Source organism: Streptomyces hydrogenans (genome assembly GCF_014656075.1).
Classification (GTDB): Bacteria; Actinomycetota; Actinomycetes; order Streptomycetales; family Streptomycetaceae; genus Streptomyces; species Streptomyces hydrogenans.
Window position 1 is genome coordinate 1 of sequence record NZ_BNBS01000021.1, and the last position, 20,546, is coordinate 20,546.

Genomic DNA, 20,546 nt, shown 5'->3' on the forward strand with positions numbered 1-20,546 from the left:
GCCGGCGGCGCCGGCGCGGCCGGCCGCGCCCGCCGCGCCCGCCGCGCCCGCCGCGCCCACTCCGTCGCCGCGGGCCCAGCCGCGGTCACCGGGCTCGTTCGCCCGCTGCCACGCCTCGTCCCAGGCGATGCCGTAGTACTCGTAGAGCCGCTGCTCCTCGCTCGCGTCGAGGTGGCCGCCGCCGTCGACGTCGACGTGCGGGGCGCCCTTGACGCGGTCCTTGGAGTAGGGCACCTCCAGGTGGTCGCTCACCACGGAGGCGTCCTTGATCGGCACGAAGGACTCGTTGGTGCCGAACATGCCGGTCTTGACGGTGACCCATTCCGGGCGGCCGGTGGCGTCGTCGAGGAAGACGTGCTTCGCGTCGCCGATCTTCTTGCCCTCGGTGTCGTACACGGGATGGTCCAGCACAGTGGGAATCTGCTCCTGGGCGATCATGTCCACCCTCCTGGCTTGTCGAGGTCACCCGGCGACTAACCGGCGATATGAGGGCGAAACGCTGATATGCACCACAGATTTGGTTGATTTCTGACCAGTTGACCGTTGAAGCGACGGGTCAGGGGCAGACCGGGGCCGCCGGCTTCCAGTCGCCCAGGTAGACGGTCCGGGTCGCTTCCGCCGCCTGCGCGGGGGTCAGCCGGGGACGGTTCTCCGGCACGGTGACCTCCGCGCCGCGACCGGTGTTGCGGTACTCGGCGAAGCGCTGCTCCTGCCAGGGGTACTCGGCCCGCATGTCCGCGTACGGCGCCACCGCGTCGATGCCCGCGCCCAGCACGCTCTCCCGGACCACCAGCGACGGCCGGGCCGTCGGGTCCGAGCCGGGCACCCACGGGCGGGCCAGCTTGTAGAAGGCGTCCGGCGCCTCGCTGGTCACCCGGCACCGGGAGGCCAGGAAGCCGTACGGGTTGGCGCGGGCCGTCGACGGGGCGAAGACGAAGCCGTACGGGGCGCCCGCGAGATCGGTGCGGACCAGCGTCCGGAAGTGGCAGTGCTCGAAGACCGCCGTGGCCCGTCCGAAGACGAAGTCCACGTCCCCCTCGACGTAGCAGTGCGCGAAGTACTGCCGGGCGAAGGCCGCCAGGGACATCGAGTCCGCGTACAGCGTGTCCTGGTGTCCCAGGAACCGGCAGTGGAAGAACGCCGAGCGGTCGCCCTGCGCCTTCAGCGCCACCGCCTGCGTGCCTGGGTTCCCCGGCAGGTCGGTGCGGAGGAAGTCGTTGGCGAAGGTCACCGCGTGCGCGGTGAAGTCCGCCGCCTGGAGGGTGACCGTCGCCGACCCGGTGGTGCCGTACGTGCCGGAGCCGTCGGGCTTCGGCGTGCCGGCGGCGTTGTCGTACACCACGACGACGTCCTTCGCGTCCCCGCTCGCCCCGATCCACGTCATGCCGGTCCGGGCCGCGCCGACCGCGACCGTCTCCCGGTACGTGCCCGGCGCGAGCACCAGCGTCCACCCGGCCCCGGACGCGGCGCTCACCGCCGCCTGGACGGAGGTGTGGTCGCCGAGGCCTCCGGGGTGGACGTACAGCGTCTTCGCGGACAGCCGGGCCGCGGGCGAACCGTACCGCCCGAAGGGGCCGGCGGGGGCGGCGGCCGCGGCGACGGCGAGCAGGGCGAGCGCGGCGAGCGCCGCGCCGGCCCCGGCGAGGAGGGACCGGCGGCCGAGAGGGGTGCGGGGGTGGTGCGAGGGCATGCGGATGCTCCTTCGCTGAGCAGGGGGAAGGGACGGAGAGGGAAGGGGAGGGGGAGGGGCGGCGCGGGAAGGGACCGGGCCGGGGCGGGCGCGACGGGACGGGTGTGCCGCGCTCCGCCCCGGCCCGGGGCAGGGGGGGGGGAGGTCAGCGCAGGCGGCCGGCGCCGGCGCGGAGGCCGACGAGGAAGGGCACGGCCAGCGGGTGGTCCACCCGGGTGCGCAGGGTGGGCGTCCAGCCCGCGTCACCGCGCAGCGTCTCCGCCGGGAACTGCTCGTTGTGGACGGCCAGCAGGTCGACCGGCCGCCCGTTGACGTAGTTGCCCGTGGTGGTCACGGGCGCGTCCTTCCACTTCTTGAGGATCTGCCCGGCGGGCACCCCGGAGCCGAGCGTGAAGGCGTTCTTCTCCGCGTGGAGCTGCGACTCCTGTCCGATGCCCAGGCTGTACACGTAGTTCGCGTCCGGCACCTTGAAGTGGTTGTTGTACGCGTCGACCTGGCCGAAGCGGACCCGGGGGGCCCGCTCCACCACGCCGTCGAAGAGGTTGTGGTGGAGGGTGACGCGGAGCCTGCCGCGGTCGGTGGCGCCCGCGCTGTCGCTGTTGCCGATCATCAGCGTCTTGTCGTGGTCGGTGAAGACGTTCCACGAGACGGTGACGAGGTCCGCGCCGCGCACCACGTCCAGCTCGCCGTCGTGCTGCTGGTACACCTCGCCGTAGTACTCCGGCAGCGAACTGTCCGGGTAGCGGCCGTCGGTGAAGGTGTTGTGGTCGACCCAGACGTGGGTGGAGCCGTACACGACGAGGCTGTCGTACTCCGAGTTCCAGGCGCCGGTGGCGCCGTCCGTCGGGTCCCACTGCGGGAAGCAGTCGAGCGGGCTCTCCAGCTTCAGGTTGCGCACCACGACGTTGTCGACGCCGGTGACCTGGAGGCTGCCGCCGAGGATCGTGGCGTCGCGGCCGACGCCGACGAGGGTGGTGTTGGCGGGCACCTTGACCTTGATGGCCCGGCCCTGCGCGGTGGCGGAGGCGGCGCGCAGTTCCTCCTGCGGGCCGGTGACCTCGTTCTCGTACCCCCAGACGGCCGGGTCGTAGTCGGCGAGGTACCGGTCGAAGTCGTAGCCGGGGGCCTCGAAGGCGGCGCAGCCGGCCTCGACGGCGTCCAGGGTGCCGACGACCTTGACGATGCGGGGCTCGGTGCCGGGGGCTTCGAGGGCGGCGCGCAGCTCGGCCCAGGTGGTGACGGTGAAGACGCGGGAGGCGTCGGCGGCGGCGCCGCCGGTGGTGCCGCTGCCCTCGGAGGCCCAGCCGTCGCCGGCGGGGAGGGCGGCGCGGGCCGGGTCGGCGGCCGGGCGGTGCCCGGAGTGGGCGCCGGCGGCGGGCGCGGTGACGGTGAGGACGAGGGCGGCGGCGGCCACCGCTCCGAGCTTCGTGCTTCTGTTCACGCGCGGTTCTCCTCAGGATGCGGAAGGGGGTGCGGGGGGCCAGGTGATCCAGCGGGTGGGGACGGTGTCGTCGAGCCGGCGGGTCTCGCGCGGGGCGAGGACCCGGGTGCGGAGCAGCTCGCGGGCGACGAGCCGGGCCACCTCGATGGCGCCGGGCGGGTTGAAGTGGGTGTTGTCCTGCTCGGTGGCGGTCCAGTTGAAGTACGTCTTGGTCGCCTCGGGGCCGAGCCGCTGCCACAGCGCCAGCGACAGCGCCTCGATGTCGAGGAGGGGTGTGCCGGAGGCGGCGGCCACCGCGCGGGCGGCGGCGGGGTAGTCGCCGAGCGAGCGCTGGGCGTTCCCGGCGGCGTCGAAGCGGCGCCGTTCGACGGAGGTGGCGATCACCGGGTGGGCGCCCCGGGAGCGGGCCGCCTCGACGAAGACCCGCAGGTTGTCCTGGTAGGAGCCCCAGGGGGCGGCGTACCGGGCGGGGTCGGTGCTCTTGGAGTCGTTGTGCCCGAACTGCACGAGCAGGACGTCACCGGGGCGCAGCGCGGCCGTGATCGGCGCGAGGCGGCCCTCGTCGAGGAAGCTCTTGGTGGAGCGGCCGTTGACCGCGTGGTTGGCGACCGCGGTCTCCCGGTGCAGGAAGAACGGCAGCGCCATGCCCCAGCCGGTCTCGGGCGCCGCGTCGGCGTACTTCTGCGCGGCGGTGGAGTCCCCGGCGATGAAGAGCGTGCGCGGGCGGGCGGAGCCTTCGGCGGCGGACTCCTCGGCACGGGCGGCGGCCGGCCGCCCGGCCAGGGCGAGCACCAGGCCCGCCCCGGCCGCGACGGCCCCGCGGCGGCCGAGCGTCACTTGTTCTGCTGCTTCCACTCGGCCTGGGCCTCGTTCAGCTGCTCGGCGAGGGTGTCGGCGAACTGCTTCGCGGTCATCGAACCGAGCAGCACCTTCTGGAAGTTGGCCTCGTTGTCGGCCTTGGAGATGGTGTTCCAGTCGGGCAGGTAGTAGGGCAGCTGGACGATGGTGGCCTTGCCGCTGAAGAGGACCTCGGCGGCGAGCTTGGTCGGCTCGGCCTCCTGGAGCCAGGGGTCGCCCGCCGCCTCGGTGTGGGCGGGGATGGCGCCGGCGGACTTGTTCCACTTGGAGTTGGACTCGTGTCCGGCGGCGAACTCGATGAACTTCCAGGCGGCGGCCTTGTTCTTGCTGGAGGAGAAGAGGCCGAGGCCGTCGACCGGGTTGGACACCATCACGCGGGTGCCGTTGTCGAGGGTCGGGTTCGGTATGCCGCGGAACTTCTCGGTGCCGAGGGCCTTCACGTGGTCCTGGTAGGAGCCGAGGTTGTGGTTCAGCATGCCGATCTCGCCGCTGTCCCACTGGGCGACCATCTTGGTGAAGTCGTTGTTGACGTCGGCCGCCGGGGTCGTCTTCTTGAAGAGGCCGGCGTACTTCTCCAGCGCGGCCACGTTCTTCGGGTCGTTGACGGTGGTCTTGTCGCCGTCCCAGAAGCTCTGGATGCCGCTCTGGCCGTACATGGCGTCGAGCGCCTGGGCGATGGAGCCGGCGCCGCCGCGGATGGTGTAGCCGAAGCGGTTCTCGCCCCTGGCGGTGAGCTTCTCGGCCGCCGTGTAGAACTTCGACCAGGTGGTCGGCTCCTCCAGGCCGGCCGCCTTGAACAGGTCGGTGCGGTAGTAGAGGACGCCGTTGCTGGCCGAGGTGGGGACGGTGAAGAGCTTGTCCTGGCCGCCGGCGGCCTTGACGGACTCGACCATGCCGGGGTTCAGCTTGCCGAAGAGCGCGCTGCCCTCGATCCGCTTGTCGAGCGGCTCCAGCGCGCCCTGCGCCGCGATCCCGGCGAGCATCGCCGCGCCGACGCCGCCGACGTCCGGAAGCGCGCCGCCCTGGATGGCGGTGTCGTACTTGGACTGCACCTCCTTGGAGGCGACGCCGACGTACTCGACGTCGATGTCCGGGTTCGCCTTCTCGAAGTCGGCGATGATCTCCTTCCAGACGTCGGTGCGGACACCGCCGTTGTTGTCCCAGAAGGTGATCTTGCCCTTGCCCGATCCCTCGGTGCCTTCGCCGCCGGCGCCGCCGCTGCCGTCGTCACCGCAGGCGGTGGCGGTCAGCGCGAGGACGCCGGAGAGGGCGAGGGCGAGGGCGGCTCTGCGCCGTCCGGGGAAGATGGTCATCGTCGGCTCTCTTCTCTCGGGGTGGTGCTCGGGGTGGTGCGGGGATGGGAGGGGGGTGTGGGGGAGTCGCCGGGCCCGTCGTGGTTCAGCGGGCGGCGGCGGTGTCGGGGGCGGCGCTGCGGAAGTCCGTGAACACGCCCGTCCCGGCGTGCCCTTCGCCCTCGGGCGCCGCGGCGAACAGGCCGAACAGGGCGCCCACCCACCGCCAGGGGGTGGCCGCGAACTCGGGGCCGAGCCGGACGGGTCCCCCGCCGGCGTCGTAGGAGAAGCGGCAGCGGGCGTCGGCGGTGACCTCGACCCGCAGCAGCACCGTGTCGGTGCCGGTCGGCAGCGGCACGGCCCGGGCCGCGTCGCGCTCCCGGTCGGCGTTGCCCGGCGCGAAGCGGTGGGCGAGCAGCGGCCGCCCGTCGGGGGCCCGTTCCAGTCCGATCCAGGCGTACGCGTCACCGAGGACGACCAGTCCGGCGCGGGCCCCGGGGGTGTCGGAAGCCAGCCGCAGCCGGACCTCCGCGGTCCGGGCCCCGGCCGGCAGCCGCTGGGTCAGCACGTGGGGCACCGACCGCAGGTCGTCGGCCCGGTCCGTACGGACGCAGGTGAGCCGGAGCCCCCGCCCCTCGTGCGGACGCGTCCAGTCCGCGCCGGGGTTGGCGGTCCACTGCCACTGCGGTCCGAACGCGCCGCCGGGGAAGCCGTCGTCCACGGCTGGCCGGGCCGCCGGGCCCACCGGAAGGTCCGGCTTGCGGTGGACGCGTACGGGGGAGCCGTCGTCGCCCATCACCGGCCAGCCGTCCGCGTCCCAGCGCATCGGCTGGAGGTGGACGAGCCGCCCGTGCGCGCCGGTCTGCTGGAAGTGCAGGAACCAGTCCTCGCCGGCGCCGGTGCGCACCCAGCCGCCCTGGTGGGGGCCGTTGACGTCGGTGTCGCCCTGGGAGAGGACGATCCGCTCCTCGTACGGTCCGAAGAAGGAGTCCGCGCGGAAGGCGCCCTGCCAGCCGGTGGCGACGCCGCCGGCCGGGGCGAGGATCCAGAACCGTCCGTCGTGCCGGTAGGTCTTGGGCCCCTCCAGGGTGAACCAGCCGGGCAGCAGGTCGGCGTCGACCAGGGTCCGGCCCTCGTCGAGGACCTTGTCGCCGTCCGGGCTCATCCGGTGTCCGGTCAGCCGGTTGTTGAACCCGGCCCGGGATCTGGCCCAGCCGTGCACCAGATACGCCTCGCCGGTCTCCTCGTCCCACAGCGGGCACGCGTCGATCAGGCCCAGGCCCTCCTTGACCAGGTGCGGGCGGGTCCAGGGACCCTCGATCGCCGGTGAGTTGACCTGGAAGATCCCGTGGTCGGGGTCGCCCCAGAAGATCCAGAAGCGGCCGTCGTGGTGGCGGAGGGACGGCGCCCACACCCCCCGGTCGTGCCGGGGGACGGTGAACGCCTCCTCGGGTTCGAGCCGGGCGAGGGCGTGCCCGACGAGCGTCCAGTTGACCAGGTCGCGGGAGTGCAGCAGCGGCAGCCCGGGCGCCCGTCCGAAGCTGGAGGCGGTGAGGTAGAAGTCCCCGCCGACCCGGACCACGTCGGGGTCGGACCAGTCCGCCGCCAGGACCGGGTTGCGGTACGTGCCGTCCCCCAGGTCCCCGGTGACCTCGGGCACCGGCGGGCCGGTCACGACGCCACCGCCTTGCGCACCAGGGCCGCGGCCCCGTCCCGGTCCAGCCGCCCGTCGGCGACGACCGTGACCACGCGCCGGACGAAGGTCTCGCCGGCCGGGACCGCGAGCCGCTCGCCGTACGCGAGGGAGGAGCCGACGCCCGGGTACTCGGCGGCCCGCACGAACCACGGGTCGCGCCGGGTCGTCGCGGTCGCCCCGGCGAAGACCAGCGTCCAGCCGTCGCCGCACATCGCCACCCAGTCGGCGCGGGTGCCGTGCACGGCCTCCTCGCCGTCCGCCCCGGGGCCGAACACCCGTGGCGCGGCGGCCTCCTTGGGCGCCCGCCAGAAGAAGCCGCCGTACGCGGCGCCCGGGCGTCCGTTGGTGGCCGGGCTGCCGATCGACAGGTCGCGGCCGGAGACGTTGGCGACGGAGAAGGTCAGGTCGAGGGCCCAGGCCGTGTCGGTGAGGGCGGCGGCGGCGACCGTACGGTGCTCGGCGAGCAGCCGCTCGCCGCCCGCGGTCCAGCTCAGCTCCTCGACGAAGCCGTCCGGGTCGCACAGCTTGAAGCCGTCGTGGCGCTGGACGCCGTGGTTGTCGAGCGCCACCGATCCGCGGTCGCGGACGAAGGTCCGGCCGCCCCAGAAGTTGTGCCCGGCGACGTCCGGGACGGCGACGGAGACGCCCAGGTGGTGCACGTGGTCCTCGGGCAGCACCTCGGTGACGGCCCGTCCGGCGAGCGTCGTCACCGGGTGGAGGTAGGGGCGCGGGGAGTGGTCGGCGGCGAGCGCCGGCCGGGTCACGCAGTGGGCGACCGTGCGGCCCGCGGCCCGCAGCACGGTGGTGGACCCGGTGCTCATCGGGCCTCCGCCGGGGCCGGCGACGCCCAGGGGGCGCCGAGTTCGGAGTAGAGCCGCAGCTGTTCGGCGCTGGCGTCGACCAGCTTCTCCACGTCCGCCACGACCCGGCGCGGGGCGCTCTCGCCGGGCTCGGCGCGCCAGTGCGCGGCGGGCAGCGGCAGCGGGTCGGGGGCTGTGCGGACCGCCTCGACGACCCGCATGAAGGCGCCGGTCGCGTCCGGCGGCACGCACAGCGGGGTGCCGTCGGTGACGTGCGCGAGCAGGTTCTCCAGGAGGTCGGTGCGGCCGTGCACGATCTCCTCCGGGCCGTGTCCGGCCCGCTGGAGCAGGACGCGGTCCTCGCGGTACCAGAAGGTGATCCGGCCGCGGGTGCCGTGCACGACGACGTACGGCTCGCCGTTCTCCTCCGCGCAGAGCGTGGCGGCGACGGTGACCGGGAAGCCGGCGGTGGTGGTGATCCGGACGGCGGAGGTGTCGTCGGACTCGATGGCGTGCGCGTGGAACAGCTCGGTCTCGATGCCGGTCACGTCCTCGGCGCGGGTGGTCCCGGCGAGCGCGAGGGCGGTGGCGACGGCGTGGGCGAGCGGGTTGGTCAGCGCGCCGTCGACGACGTCGACGCCGTCGAGCCGGCGCCGGCCGGCCCAGCGGGCCCGCCGGAAGTACGCCTCGTCGCGGACCCAGGCGCCGGCCGCGCCGACGCCCCGGACCTCGCCGATCGCACCGTCGGCGATGAGGCGGCGGGCGGCGGGGACGGCGTGCGAGCCGAGCGACTGGAAGCCGATCTGGCAGGCGGCGCCGGCCGCCGCGACCCCGTCGGCCATCCGGCGGAACTCCGCGTAGGACGGGGCCGGCGGCTTCTCCAGGAGGATGTCGGCGCCGTGCCGGGCGGCGGCCAGCGTCATGTCCGTGTGGGTCTGGATCGGGGTGCTGAGGACCGCGATCCTCGCGCCGGTGGCGGCGAGCAGCGCCTCGAAGTCGTCGGACTGGGCGGGGTCGCCGAGGCCGTCGAGCTCGGCGGCGTCGAGCGGGCGCAGTTCGCAGACGCCGGCGAGGCGGACCAGGCCGAGCCGTTCCAGGCGGTGGATGTTGAGGAGGTGGCTGCGGCCGTGGCCGCGGGCGCCGGCGAGGACGACGGGCAGGGGTTCGGTCTCGTGCACGGGGCTCATCCCTTCACCGCCCCGGCGCTGAAGCCGGTGACGAGCCACTTCTGGATGAAGGCGAAGACGATCACGACGGGGACGGCGGCGATGACGCCGCCCGCGGCGAGCGCGCCGAGGTCGACGCTGTCGGCGCCCATGAGGGTGTTGAGGCCGACCGGGATGGTCTGCTTGCTCTGGCTGCTGAGGAACATCAGGGCGAAGAGGAAGTGGTTCCAGGCGTGCACGAAGGCGAAGGAGCCGACGGCGACGAGCCCGGGCCGCAGCAGCGGCAGCACCACGATCAGGAAGGCGCGGAAGCGGTTGCAGCCGTCGACCCAGGCGGCCTCCTCCAGGGAGGGGGGCACGTTCCGGATGAAGCCGCTGATGAGGATCATCGACAGCGGGAGCTGGAAGACGGTCTCGGCGAGGATGACGCTGCCGATCGAGTTGATCATCTTCAGTTCGGCGAAGATCTGGAAGAGCGGGACGAGGAGCAGGGCGCCGGGCACGAACTGGGAGCAGAGCAGGGCCAGCATGAAGCCCTTCTTGATCCGGAAGTCGAAGCGGGCGAGGGCGTATCCGCCGGCCAGCGCGACCACCGTGGTGCTGATGAGCACCGCGACGCCGATGAGCAGGCTGTTCTGGAAGAAGACCCCGAAGCTGCGTTCGGTCCAGACCTTCTCGAAGTGCTCGGTCGTCATCGGCCAGGGCAGCAGCGAGGTCGATCCGGCCGGGCGGACGGCGAAGAGGAAGATCCAGTAGAAGGGGACGAGGGTGAAGACGAGGTAGACGCCGAGCGGCAGGTAGATCTGCCAGCGGGGGACCTCGTCCCAGGCCCGGTGCCGCGTGCGGGCGGCGGTGGGCGGGGTGCCCTCCGGCGGCTGCGCGGGGGGCGTCGCGCCGTCGGCGGGCGCGGTGCGGGTGCGGGTGGCTGCGGCGGTCACTTGCTGTCGCCTCCGAACTTGCTCAGGCGCAGATAGACGATCGAGCAGAAGAGAAGGATCACGAACGCCACCGTGGTGAGGGCGGAGGCGTAGCCGAAGTTGTGGGCGTCGACGCTGGTCTCGGCGACGTACAGCGGGAGGGTCGTGGTGACGCCCGCGGGCCCGCCGCCGGTCAGGGTGTAGAGGAGGTCGACGTTGTTGAACTCCCACACCGCGCGCAGCAGGGTGGAGAGCACGATCGCGTCCCGGATGTGCGGGAGCGTGATGTGGAAGAACTGCCGCAGCCGGCCCGCGCCGTCGACCTCGGCGGCCTCGTACAGGTCGCCCGGGATGGACTGGAGGTCGGCGAGGATGAGGATGGCGAAGAAGGGCACGCCGCGCCAGAGGTCGGCGACGATCGCCGCCCAGAAGACGGTGCCGGTGTCGGAGAGCAGCGAGGTGCCGTACTCGCCGATGCCGAGGTCCGCCAGATAACGGGTGATTCCGGTCTGCGAGTTGTAGAGCAGCACCCAGATCGCGGAGGTGAGCACGCCCGAGACGGCCCACGGCGAGAAGACCAGGGCGCGTCCCAGCGCCCGGCCGGCGAAGGTCTGGTTGACGATGAGGGCGAGCGCCAGCCCGAAGAGCAGCTGGAGCGAGACCTCGACCACGACCCACTTGAGGCTGAAGGTGAGCGTGCCCCAGAAGTGCGGGTCGTCGGTGAAGATCTTCGTGAAGTTGTCCAGGCCCGCGAAGCCGTTCCGCCAGGGCTTGGTGGGGTTGTAGTGCTGGAGGCTGTAGTAGAAGACGCTCAGCACGGGGTAGGCGATGAAGCCCAGCATCAGCAGGCCGGCGGGGGCTATGAGCAGATACGGCAGCCGGCGGGGGGTCGCTCCCGTGCGGCGGCGCCCCCGTGCCGTGGTGGCTCGGGGCGGTTTGGTCACAGCTGTGGCCATGACGGGCGGCTCCGTTCTCGGGCGGGCGGTGCGGAGTGCGAGAGGTGTCCGAAAGACGTCCAGAAAGCGCTTTCTATCAGAGGTGAAGCGCTTCGCGAACGACGTTCGGTATCTCGAACGAGAGGGGCGGTGGGGGACAGGGCGGGGAGTCAGCCCGCGTACGGATCGGGGGTCGTCCCCGGCCGGGCCAGGAACTCGAAGTCGCAGCCGGTGTCGGCCTGGGAGATCTGCTCCATGTACAGCGCGCCGTAGCCGCGCTCGTACCGGGCCGGCGGCGGGGTCCACGCGGCCCCGCGACGCTCCAGCTCCTCGTCCGCGACGTGCAGATGGAGGGAGCGGGCCGCGACGTCGAGGGTGATCGTATCGCCCGTGCGGACCAGGGCAAGGGGTCCGCCGACATGCGATTCCGGCGCCACGTGCAGCACGCACGCGCCGTAGCTCGTGCCGCTCATCCGGGCGTCCGAGATCCGGACCATGTCCCGCACCCCCTGCTCCAGGAGGTACTTCGGGATCGGCAGCATCCCGTACTCCGGCATCCCCGGGCCGCCCTTCGGCCCGGCGCCGCGCAGCACCAGGACGTGGTCGGCGGTGATGCCGAGCGCCGGGTCGTCGATGGTCCGCTGCATCGTGCGGTAGTCGTCGAAGACGACGGCCGGTCCGGTGTGCTTGAGGAACCGCTGCTCCATGGCGACGTGCTTGACGACCGCCCCGTCCGGGCACAGGTTGCCCCGCAGCACCGCGAGTCCGCCCTCGGCCGCCAGCGGCCGGTGCCGCTCCCGGATCACGTCGTCGTCGTGCACGAGGGCACCGTCGAGCTGTTCCCGCAGGGTGGCGTGGGAGACCGTCGGCCGGTCCAGGTGCAGCACGTCGGTGATCCGCGACAGGAAGCCGCGCATCCCGCCGGCGAAGTGGAAGTCCTCCATGAGGTGCTTCCCGCCGGGCCGCAGGTTCGCGAGCACCGGCACCGTCCGCGCGATCCGGTCGAAGTCGTCCAGCGTCAGCTTCACGCCCGACCGGCCGGCCATCGCGATCAGGTGGATCACCGCGTTGGTCGAGCCGCCCAGCGCCAGCACGGCGGCGACCGCGTCCTCGTACGCCTCCCGGGTCAGCAGCCGCGAGAGCCTGAGGTCCTGACGGACCAGCTCCACGATCCGCAGTCCCGACGCGGCGGCCATCCGGTCGTGCCCCGAGTCCACCGCCGGCACCGAGGACGCGCCCGGCACGGTCACGCCCAGGGTCTCCGCCGCGGCGGTCAGCGTCGACGCCGTGCCCATCGTCATGCAGTGGCCGGGGGAGCGGGCCAGACCGCTCTCCAGCTCGGCCAGCTCGCAGTCGCCGATGGTGCCGGCCCGCCGCTCGTCCCAGTACTTCCACATGTCCGTGCCGGAGCCGAGGGTCTCCCCGCGCCAGTGCCCCGGCAGCATCGGCCCGGCCGGCACGAAGACCGTCGGCAGGTCGACCGAGGCGGCGCCCATCAGCAGCGCGGGCGTCGTCTTGTCGCAGCCGCCCATGAGCACCGCCCCGTCCACCGGGTACGAGCGCAGCAGCTCCTCCGTCTCCATGGCGAGGAGGTTGCGGTAGAGCATGGGCGTCGGCTTCTGGAAGGTCTCCGACAGCGTGGACACCGGGAATTCGAGCGGGAAGCCGCCCGCCTGCCACACCCCCCGCTTCACGGCCTGCGCCCGGTCGCGCAGGTGCACGTGGCAGGGGTTGATGTCCGACCAGGTGTTGAGGATCGCGATCACCGGCTTGCCGAGGTGCTCCTCCGGCAGGTAGCCCAGCTGTCGGGTCCGCGCCCGGTGGCTGAACGACCGCAGCCCGTCGGTGCCGTACCACTGGTGGCTCCGCAGCTCCTCGGGCCGCACCTCCCGCGCACCGTCCGGGCGGCGCCCGCCGCGGGTCCCGGCCGCGTCGGCGTGCCCGCCGTCGGTGGCGGTCGCCGTGGCGTTCGCGGGTCCGCCGTCGGCCGGGGCCGTGCCCGCGTGCCCGTCGTCGGTCGCGGTCCGGGTCGCCGCCCCGGCCGCCGTTCCGCGCCCGTCGTCCGTCCCGTGCCCGCCGCTCATATCGGCCACCCGCCGACGATCGTCGCCACCTCGGACCGCTCGTCCTCCGGGAGTTCGCGGCTCGGCGGGCGGATGTCGCGGCGGCACAGGCCGAGTGCGGCGAGCGCCTCCTTCACGACCGTGACGTTGTCCGCGCTGCCGTTGGCCGCGCGCAGCTCCTCGAAGCGGCGGATGCGCTCCCACACCTTCATCGCGGTGCCGTAGTCGCCGGCGCGCAGGGCCTCCAGCATCTCCAGGGAGAGCGCGGGCGCGACGTTGACCAGGCCGGAGGTGAAGCCGGTGGCGCCGGCCGAGAAGTACGAGGGGGCGTACGGCTCCGCGAGCCCGGCCACCCACACGAAGCGGTCGAGCCCGGCGTCGCGGGCGAAGCCGGCGAAGCGGGAGGCGTCCGGCACCGCGTACTTGACGCCCACCACGTTCGGACAGGCGGCGCCCAGTTCGGCCAGCCGTGCCCCGCTCAGCAGCGGGTTGCGGATGTAGGGGACGACGCCCAGCTCGGGCACCGCCTCGGCGATGGCCCGGTGGTAGTCGACCCAGCCGCTCTCGGAGACGTACGGGTGCACCGGCTGGTGGACCATCACCATGTGCGCCCCGGTGTCCCGGGCGTGCCGGGCCGCCTCGACGGCCGTCGGCACGTCGTGCCCGACGCCGACCAGGACCACCGCCCGGCCGGCCGCCTCGGCGACGGTGGCCTCGGTGATCGCGCGGCGCTCCTCGGGGGTCAGGGCGTAGAACTCGCCGGTGTTGCCGTTGGGGGTGAGGGTGCGCACCCCGCCGTCGAGCAGCCGGCGCAGCAGCGCCCGGTGCGCGGCGGAGTCCACCCGGCCGTCCTCGGCGAACGGCGTGACCGGGATGGCCACGACGTCGGCGAGGGCGGCCCGAAGGGTCTCGAAATTCATGGTCACTCGCTGTCGCTGTCCAGAGGGGAGGAACCCGGGGCGGGCTCCAGGGGGTTCGCGGGGAAGGCGCGCTCCACGAACGAGGCGATGTGGGCGTGGACCGCCCGGCGCGCCCCGTCGGCGTCGCCCGCGGCGGCGAGCCGCAGGATCTCCTCGTGCTCGGCCGCCTCCCGCTCCCAGGAGGGGACGGCGGCCCAGGCGACGGTGGAGACGAGCGCGGCCTGGTCGCGCACCTCGTCGAGCATCCGCCCGAGCAGCGGGTTGCCGCAGGGGAGGTAGAGGGCGCGGTGGAACGCCCGGTTGGCCAGGGAGCGTTCGGCCGGGTCGTCGGCGCCGGCGGCCCGGGCGAGGGCCTCGTGGGCGGCGTCGAGCGGGGCGCCCGAGGCGACCGCGCGGCGGACGGCCTCGGGCTCCAGGAGCAGCCGGACGTCGTAGACGGCGCGGGCCATGTCCGCGTCGACCATCCGCACGGTGACGCCCTTGTACTGGCTCATGACCACGAGTCCGCTGCCCGCGAGGGTCTTGAGCGCCTCACGCACCGGGGTCTTGGAGACCCCGAAGCGCGCGGCGAGTTCGGCCTCCACGAGCGCCTGCCCGGGTCTGAGCCCCCCGGTGAGGATGTCGTGCTTGATCGCCTCCTGGACGTACTGGGTCCGGGAGGGGATGGGGCTGGGGGCGAAGGCCATGGAGCACTCTCAGATCTCGTGTATGGCGCATGGTGTACGGCATCTCGTGTATCGCGTCTCATATATGACGTACGAAGTGCAACGGGCATGAAGCTAAGGGGGCGTCGGTGTTTCGTCAATGCTTCGCGCAGGGTTGGAGAAAGCGTTTTCTATCCGTCCTGGCGGGAGCGCTTCCACGGCGGGCCGCCCGTGATCGTCGCGGGGCTGTTCCCGTGTTTTGTTTTCTGGGATAACTATTGGGGGCCCGGTACGCCCGCCCGTACGCCCGCCCCACCGGCCCGGCCCGGCACGGCTGCCCCGGCCCGAACGCCCCCGGCCCGCTCCCGCCCGCCCCACCCCACCCCAAGGACCCGCATGAAGTTCACCGACGGCTTCTGGCTGATGCGCGAGGGCGTGCACGCCTCGTACGCCACCGACGTCCGCGACCTGCGCGTGGCCCCCGGCCGCTTCACCGCGTACGCCTCCGTCAAGCGGGTCGAGACCCGCGGCGACACCCTGAACTCGGCGCTGCTCACGGTGGAGTGCCACGCCCCCGCGGAGGGCGTGATCGGCGTGCGGATCACCCACCACGCGGGCAGGGCCCACCGGGGCCCCGGCTTCGCGCTCGCCGCCCCCGACCCCGCCGCCGGCACGGTCCGCGAGGACGGCACGACCGTGGAGCTCGCCTCCGGCCCGCTGCGCCTCCGGCTCGACCGCGCGCGCCCCTGGACCCTGGACTTCCTGGACGCGGAGGGCCGCCCCCTGACCCGGTCCGGCCGCAAGGGCACCGCCTTCGTGACCACCCCGGACCGGGCCCACCACATGGCCGTCCAGCTCGCGCTCGGCGTCGGCGAGCAGGTCTACGGCCTCGGCGAGCGCTTCACCCCCTTCGTCAAGAACGGGCAGAGCGTCGACATCTGGCAGGCCGACGGCGGCACCAGCAGCGAGCAGGCGTACAAGAACGTGCCGTTCTACCTCTCCTCGCGCGGCTACGGCGTCTTCGTGAACCACCCCGGCCGGGTCTCGTTCGAGGTCGGCTCCGAGGCCGTCGGCCAGGTGCAGTTCAGCGTCGAGGACCAGTCCCTGGAGTACTTCGTCGTCGCCGGCCCCACCCCCAAGGACGTGCTGCGCCGCTACACCGCCCTCACCGGCCGTCCCGCCCTGCCCCCGCCGTGGTCCTTCGGCCTCTGGCTGACCACCTCCTTCACCACCCCCTACGACGAGGCGACCGTCACCTCCTTCGTCGACGGCATGGCCGCCCGCGACATCCCGCTGTCCGTCTTCCACTTCGACTGCTTCTGGATGCGCGAGTACCAGTGGTCGGACCTCGCCTGGGACCCCGAGACCTTCCCCGACCCGGACGGCATGCTCGCCCGCCTCAAGGCCCGCGGCCTGCGCGTCGGCCTCTGGATCAACCCCTACATCGCCCAGAAGTCCGCCCTCTTCGAGGAGGCGGCCGAGCGCGGCTTCCTGGTCCGGCGGCCGAACGGCGACCTCTGGCAGTGGGATCTGTGGCAGCCCGGCATGGCCCTCGTCGACTTCACGCACCCGGACGCCCGCACCTGGTTCCAGGACAAGCTCCGCCCGCTCCTCGCGCAGGGCGTCGACTGCTTCAAGACCGACTTCGGCGAGCGGATCCCCACCGACGTCGTCTGGCACGACGGCTCCGACCCCGAGCGGATGCACAACTACTACGCCCAGCTGTACAACCGCACCGTCTTCGAACTCCTGGAGAAGGAGCGGGGGCCCGGCGAGGCCGTCCTCTTCGCCCGCTCGGCGACCGCCGGCGGCCAGCAGTTCCCCGTCCACTGGGGCGGCGACTGCTGGGCCTCCTTCGAGGCCATGGCCGAGTCGCTGCGCGGCGGACTCTCGCTCTCCCTCAGCGGCTTCGGCTTCTGGAGCCACGACATCGGCGGCTTCGAGGGCACCCCCGACGCGGAGGTCTTCACCCGCTGGCTCGCCTTCGGCCTGCTGTCCTCCCACAGCCGCCTGCACGGCAGCGACTCGTACCGGGTGCCGTGGGAGTTCGGCGAGGAGGCGGTCGCCGTGGCCCGCCGCTTCACCCGCCTCAAGCACCGCCTCATGCCCTACCTGTACGCGGCGGCCGCCGAGGCCCACGCCACGGGCGTTCCCGTCATGCGCCCGATGCTCCTCGAATTCCCCGGCGACCCGGCGACCCGCACCCTGGACCGCCAGTACATGCTCGGCCCCGACCTCCTCGTCGCCCCCGTCATGGACCCCGGCGGCGAGGTCGAGGTGTACGTCCCCGAGGGCACCTGGACCCACCTCCTCACCGGCGAGACCGTCACCGGCCCGTGCTGGCGCCGCGAGACCCACCCCCTGGACGGCCTCCCCCTCTACGTCCGCCCCGGCGCCGTCCTCCCGCTGGCCGCGCCCTCGGACCGCCCCGACGCGGACTGGCCCGACGGCCTCACCCTCCTGGTGGCCCCCGGCGCCCCCGAGGGCGCCACCACCACCGTCACGGTCCCGGACCACCGGGGCGCCCCGGCGGCCGTCTACACCGTGACGCACACGGCGACCGGCCCGGAGACCGCGGCGACGGGCACGGACCTGCCGTACCGTACGCGGGTGCTGACGGAGGGCCTGGAGATCTGAGGCGACGGCCCCGGCTCACGCCCGTCCGGCCCGAGGGGTGCGGCGAGGACGGCCGGGCGGGAGCACGTACGGGACGACGGCTACGGGACCAGCGGGGGCGGCATCATGGAACAGCGGGGCGACAGCGGTGACCAGGGGACCTTCTTCGCGGCGTACGAGGAGATGCTGCGACGCTGGCCCGCGGACGTCACCGGCATCGACGTGCCGACGCCGTACGGCCCCACCCGCGTCCATGTCTGCGGTCCGGAGACGGGCGCCCCGCTCGTGCTGCTGCCCGGAGGCGGAACCACCTCCATGGTGTGGTTCGGCAACGTCGAGGAGCTCAGCCGCGACCACCGGGTGTACGCCGTCGACGTCATGGGCGACTTCGGCCGCAGCGTCAACGACGGGGCACCGCTGCGCGGCGCCGGTGACCTGATGGCGTGGCTGGACGCGGTTCTGGACGGGCTCGGCCTCGCCGAGGCGCGGTGGTGCGGCCACTCCTACGGCGCCGCGATCGCCCTGCGCTACGCGCTGGGGGCGCCCCACCGCGTCAGCAGGCTGGCCCTCCTCGACCCCACCAACTGCTTCGCCGGGCCGAGCCCGCGCTACCTGCTGCGCGCGCTTCCCACGCTCCTGCGGCCCACCGTCGCGCGGCAGCGGTCCTTCCTGCTGTGGGAGACCGGCCGGCCCCCCGAGGACCGCGGGTGGCAGGACTTCCTCGACAGCACCACGACGGCGGTGCGATCCAAGGTCGTGGCCCTGCGCCGCCCCCGACCGAAGGAGCTCCGGACCTGCACCGTCCCGACCCTGGTCCTCCTGGCCGAACGCAGCCGCACCCACGACGCGCGCCGGGTCGCGGCCAGGGCCCGTGACCTCCTGCCCGGGGCCGACGTCGTCATCCTGCCGGACGCCTCCCACCACTCCCTCCCCACCGAGCGGCCCGACGCGCTCAACCGCCTGCTGACACGGTTCCTGGCCGCCTGACAGCACGGACGGGCGCGGTACCAAGGGCGCGACCGCCCGGGATGGCGGACGGAATCCGACCTAGTGGCGGTCCAGCATGGCCCCATGAGCGAGCACACCTCCACCCCCGTCCAGGCCGTCCCCGAGGGCTACACCACCGTCACCCCCTGGATCATCGGCACCGACACCGCCGGACTCATCGACTACCTGGAGCGGGCCTTCGGGGCCGAGGACCTGGGCCGCTTCGTCCTCCCGGACGGCACGATCGGCCACGCCGAACTGCGGATCGGCGACGGCCGCCTGATGGCCTTCGACAGCCCGCCCGGCTGGGGACCCACCCCCGCCTTCGTCCGGCTCTACGTGGAAGACGCACGGGCCGTCCACCGCCGCGCCGTCGAGGCCGGCGGCACCTCCGTCACCGAGGTCACCCACCTCTTCTTCGGCGACCTCGTCGGCCGCGTCCGCGACCCCTTCGGCAACCTCTGGTGGATCCAGACCCACATCGAGGACGTCGACGAGGAGGAGGCCGCCCGCCGCCTCTCCGACCCCGTCTTCACGAAGGCGATGGAGTACGTCCAGGGCGCGCTGCGCTGACGTGCCCCTCCGCCCCGGCCACCGGGCCCACCCGCACACCACCGCCCGCCCCGGCGAACCGTGCGGCCAGGGAGAGGCCGTGGGGCGGCGCTTGACCTCAACCTTGGTTGATGTCGGAAGGTCGTGTCATCCGACGGCGAGACGAGGAGAGCGTGATGACACAGCCCAGGATCCTGGTGACCGGCGCGACCGGGAAGGTCGGCGGCTCGGTGGTGGCCCGACTGCACGCGGCGGGAGTGCCCGTGAGGGCGCTCGTACGAGGGGCGGCCGACCTCCCGGAGGGCGTCCAGGCGGTACGCGGCGACCTCGGCGACCCCGCGTCGCTGGGCGCGGCCCTGGAGGGCGTCGACGCGGTGTTCCTGGTGTGGCCCTTCCTGAGCGCCGACGGCGCGGCGGACGTGATCGACGCGATCGGGAAGCACGCCCGGCGCGTGGTGTACCTGTCGTCCGCAGGCGTCGGGAGCCGGGCGGAGGAGGAGCCCGGCGAGGCGATCACCCTGTTCCACACGGAGCTGGAGCGGCTGGTCGAGGCGTCGGGCCTGGAGTGGACCGCCCTGCGGCCCACCGGATTCGCGAGCAACGCGCTGGGGTGGGCGGAGGAGATCCGCACCACCGGCGTGGTGCGGGCTCCGATGGCCGCGCTGGCCCGCCCCCTGATCCACGAGGCGGACCTGGCCGCCGTCGCCGTCCGCGCCCTGACGACCGACACCCTGATCGGCGCCCGCCCCCTGCTCACCGGCCCCGAACTCGTCACCCAGGAACGGCAGGTGGCCCTCATCGGCGAGGCGATCGGCCGTCCCCTCCGGTTCGACGAGACCACGCTGGACGAGGCCGTCGAGCGGATGAGGGCCGCCGGCTGGCCCGCGGACCTGGTGGACGCCGTCCTGCCCGCCCAGGCGAAGATGATCGACAACCCCGAGCCGGTCAACGACGAGGTCGAGCGCCTCACCGGCACCCCGGCCCGCTCCTTCCGCGCCTGGGCGCAGGACCACGTGGCGGACTTCCGCTGAGCACGGGTTCCGCGCCGCCGTGACGGAGGACGACCGGGTCATCGGGGACCCGCAGCGGAACGAGAGGTCCCGCCCCGGGGAGCGGGCTCGACACCCTCCGGCCGAGGGCCGCCACGAAGCCGTGGGCGGGGGTGCACGGTCGCGACGACGTAGAGTCGCCCGAGGCTCGGTGTCGTGGCCTCCAAGGGGGCGGGGGTTTCGACGGGTATGAACAAGACGGCCAGGACCGAGTGGTGGGAGAGTCTGCCTGCCGGGATCCGCGACGAGATCGACGGATACGTCCTTCAGGACTCCCTTCTCATGGCGGTGCGGGCCATCGTCGCCGTCGGCCTCGTTCCCCACGGCATAGGCGTGGGTACCGCTCAGCTGATCGCCCATGACCGCTATCTCCACCATGGGGACCGGATCGCCCGAGAGCCCGAGAGCCCCCTCGACCTGGAGTCCCTGGCCTGCCGGGCGGCCGGGTGCGAGGGCCGCGTCGTCGCGATCGAGGCGGTCTGGGACGGGGACACCGTCCACGACTGGTTCGTGCGGCTGCTGGCCCTCACCACCGACCCGGCGGCAGAGGCCCCCATGGCCACCGTCTATTGGTCGACGGCCAAGCGCTACCTCGGCGAGCACGAGGAGGACGCCTCGCGCCACCCCGTGGCGACAGCCGCCGAGCGGGCGGGGCGTGCGCTCGCCGAGCACCTCTCGGTGCCGTTCCACTTCGCCTCCCCGGACACACCCGACGACGAGGCCCCGCGCCTGCGGCCCTGAGCGACCGGCCGGCACCTGGCGGGGGCGGATCCGACTACTCACGGATCTCGCGCGGGATCCGCGTGCGCCATCGGCAGACCGCCGCGTACGTCCCGGCCGTCGACCCGGGCCGGTCCCGGCCGAACCGCCCGTGCCGCGAAGACTCATCCGCCCGTACGGGACGGTGCCGCCCGACGCGG

Annotated in this window: 18 protein-coding genes; 5 read left to right on the forward strand and 13 right to left on the reverse strand. The window is 73.4% G+C overall.

The genetic code is table 11. The features are described from left to right. The 13 genes from IE321_RS11865 to IE321_RS11925 all read right to left on the reverse strand — a co-directional run. Window positions 1-438, reverse strand: a 438-nt coding sequence (locus tag IE321_RS11865; protein WP_190222817.1) for a PRC-barrel domain-containing protein, incomplete at its 3' end; no start/stop codon positions are given. 118 nt (window positions 439-556) lie between these two features. Beyond that, a complete protein-coding gene (locus IE321_RS11870) occupies window positions 557-1,690 on the reverse strand; it encodes a pectinesterase family protein (protein ID WP_190222818.1) in 1,134 nt (377 codons plus the stop codon). A 145-nt stretch (window positions 1,691-1,835) separates the two neighbouring features. Beyond that, window positions 1,836-3,131, reverse strand: coding sequence for a pectate lyase family protein (locus IE321_RS11875; protein WP_190222819.1), 1,296 nt, complete (start codon window positions 3,129-3,131; stop codon window positions 1,836-1,838). Window positions 3,132-3,143: 12 nt separating this feature from the next. After that, a complete protein-coding gene (locus tag IE321_RS11880; RefSeq protein ID WP_190222820.1) occupies window positions 3,144-3,968 on the reverse strand; it encodes a rhamnogalacturonan acetylesterase in 825 nt (274 codons plus the stop codon). Then, on the reverse strand, window positions 3,965-5,302 hold the full coding sequence (locus IE321_RS11885; protein WP_190222821.1) for an ABC transporter substrate-binding protein: 1,338 nt from the start codon (window positions 5,300-5,302) through the stop codon (window positions 3,965-3,967). Before IE321_RS11885 ends, IE321_RS11880 begins: the two co-directional genes overlap by 4 nt. Window positions 5,303-5,387: 85 nt before the next feature. Continuing rightward, window positions 5,388-6,956: a glycoside hydrolase family 43 protein gene (locus IE321_RS11890; RefSeq protein ID WP_226652725.1), complete on the reverse strand. Its 1,569-nt coding sequence runs from the start codon at window positions 6,954-6,956 to the stop codon at window positions 5,388-5,390. Next, the gene (locus tag IE321_RS11895; protein WP_190222822.1) at window positions 6,953-7,798 is read right to left on the reverse strand and encodes a DUF6807 domain-containing protein; all 846 of its coding nucleotides are present in this window, start codon (window positions 7,796-7,798) and stop codon (window positions 6,953-6,955) included. The genes IE321_RS11890 and IE321_RS11895 overlap by 4 nt, the downstream gene beginning before the upstream one ends. Next, window positions 7,795-8,964 carry a Gfo/Idh/MocA family protein gene (locus IE321_RS11900; protein ID WP_190222823.1) on the reverse strand — a complete coding sequence of 390 codons (1,170 nt, stop codon included), beginning with the start codon at window positions 8,962-8,964 and terminating at the stop codon, window positions 7,795-7,797. Before IE321_RS11900 ends, IE321_RS11895 begins: the two co-directional genes overlap by 4 nt. Beyond that, a complete protein-coding gene (locus tag IE321_RS11905) occupies window positions 8,961-9,881 on the reverse strand; it encodes a carbohydrate ABC transporter permease (protein ID WP_043225634.1) in 921 nt (306 codons plus the stop codon). The genes IE321_RS11900 and IE321_RS11905 overlap by 4 nt, the downstream gene beginning before the upstream one ends. Continuing rightward, window positions 9,878-10,816: a carbohydrate ABC transporter permease gene (locus tag IE321_RS11910; protein WP_043225632.1), complete on the reverse strand. Its 939-nt coding sequence runs from the start codon at window positions 10,814-10,816 to the stop codon at window positions 9,878-9,880. The genes IE321_RS11905 and IE321_RS11910 overlap by 4 nt, the downstream gene beginning before the upstream one ends. A 149-nt stretch (window positions 10,817-10,965) precedes the next feature. After that, window positions 10,966-12,879, reverse strand: coding sequence for an L-arabinonate dehydratase (gene araD / locus IE321_RS11915; RefSeq protein ID WP_226652724.1), 1,914 nt, complete (start codon window positions 12,877-12,879; stop codon window positions 10,966-10,968). Then, on the reverse strand, window positions 12,876-13,778 hold the full coding sequence (locus tag IE321_RS11920; RefSeq protein WP_190222824.1) for a dihydrodipicolinate synthase family protein: 903 nt from the start codon (window positions 13,776-13,778) through the stop codon (window positions 12,876-12,878). The genes araD and IE321_RS11920 overlap by 4 nt, the downstream gene beginning before the upstream one ends. A 2-nt stretch (window positions 13,779-13,780) precedes the next feature. Beyond that, window positions 13,781-14,464: a GntR family transcriptional regulator gene (locus IE321_RS11925; RefSeq protein ID WP_190222825.1), complete on the reverse strand. Its 684-nt coding sequence runs from the start codon at window positions 14,462-14,464 to the stop codon at window positions 13,781-13,783. Window positions 14,465-14,818: 354 nt separating this feature from the next. On the opposite strand from IE321_RS11925, the gene yicI reads away from it, so the two are divergent. The 5 genes from yicI (at window position 14,819) to IE321_RS11950 (ending at window position 20,367) form a co-directional block, all read left to right on the forward strand. Further along, window positions 14,819-17,059, forward strand: a complete 2,241-nt coding sequence (yicI, locus tag IE321_RS11930) for an alpha-xylosidase (protein ID WP_190222826.1) — start codon at window positions 14,819-14,821, stop codon at window positions 17,057-17,059. Between the two features lie 105 nt (window positions 17,060-17,164). Then, complete coding sequence (locus IE321_RS11935) at window positions 17,165-18,025, forward strand: alpha/beta fold hydrolase (RefSeq protein ID WP_190222827.1); 861 nt, start codon at window positions 17,165-17,167, stop codon at window positions 18,023-18,025. Window positions 18,026-18,109: 84 nt separating this feature from the next. Continuing rightward, on the forward strand, window positions 18,110-18,598 hold the full coding sequence (locus tag IE321_RS11940; RefSeq protein WP_190222828.1) for a VOC family protein: 489 nt from the start codon (window positions 18,110-18,112) through the stop codon (window positions 18,596-18,598). A gap of 155 nt (window positions 18,599-18,753) precedes the next feature. After that, complete coding sequence (locus IE321_RS11945; protein WP_190222829.1) at window positions 18,754-19,608, forward strand: NAD(P)H-binding protein; 855 nt, start codon at window positions 18,754-18,756, stop codon at window positions 19,606-19,608. 207 nt (window positions 19,609-19,815) lie between these two features. Beyond that, window positions 19,816-20,367 carry a hypothetical protein gene (locus IE321_RS11950; RefSeq protein ID WP_190222830.1) on the forward strand — a complete coding sequence of 184 codons (552 nt, stop codon included), beginning with the start codon at window positions 19,816-19,818 and terminating at the stop codon, window positions 20,365-20,367. Window positions 20,368-20,546: the final 179 nt, after the last annotated feature.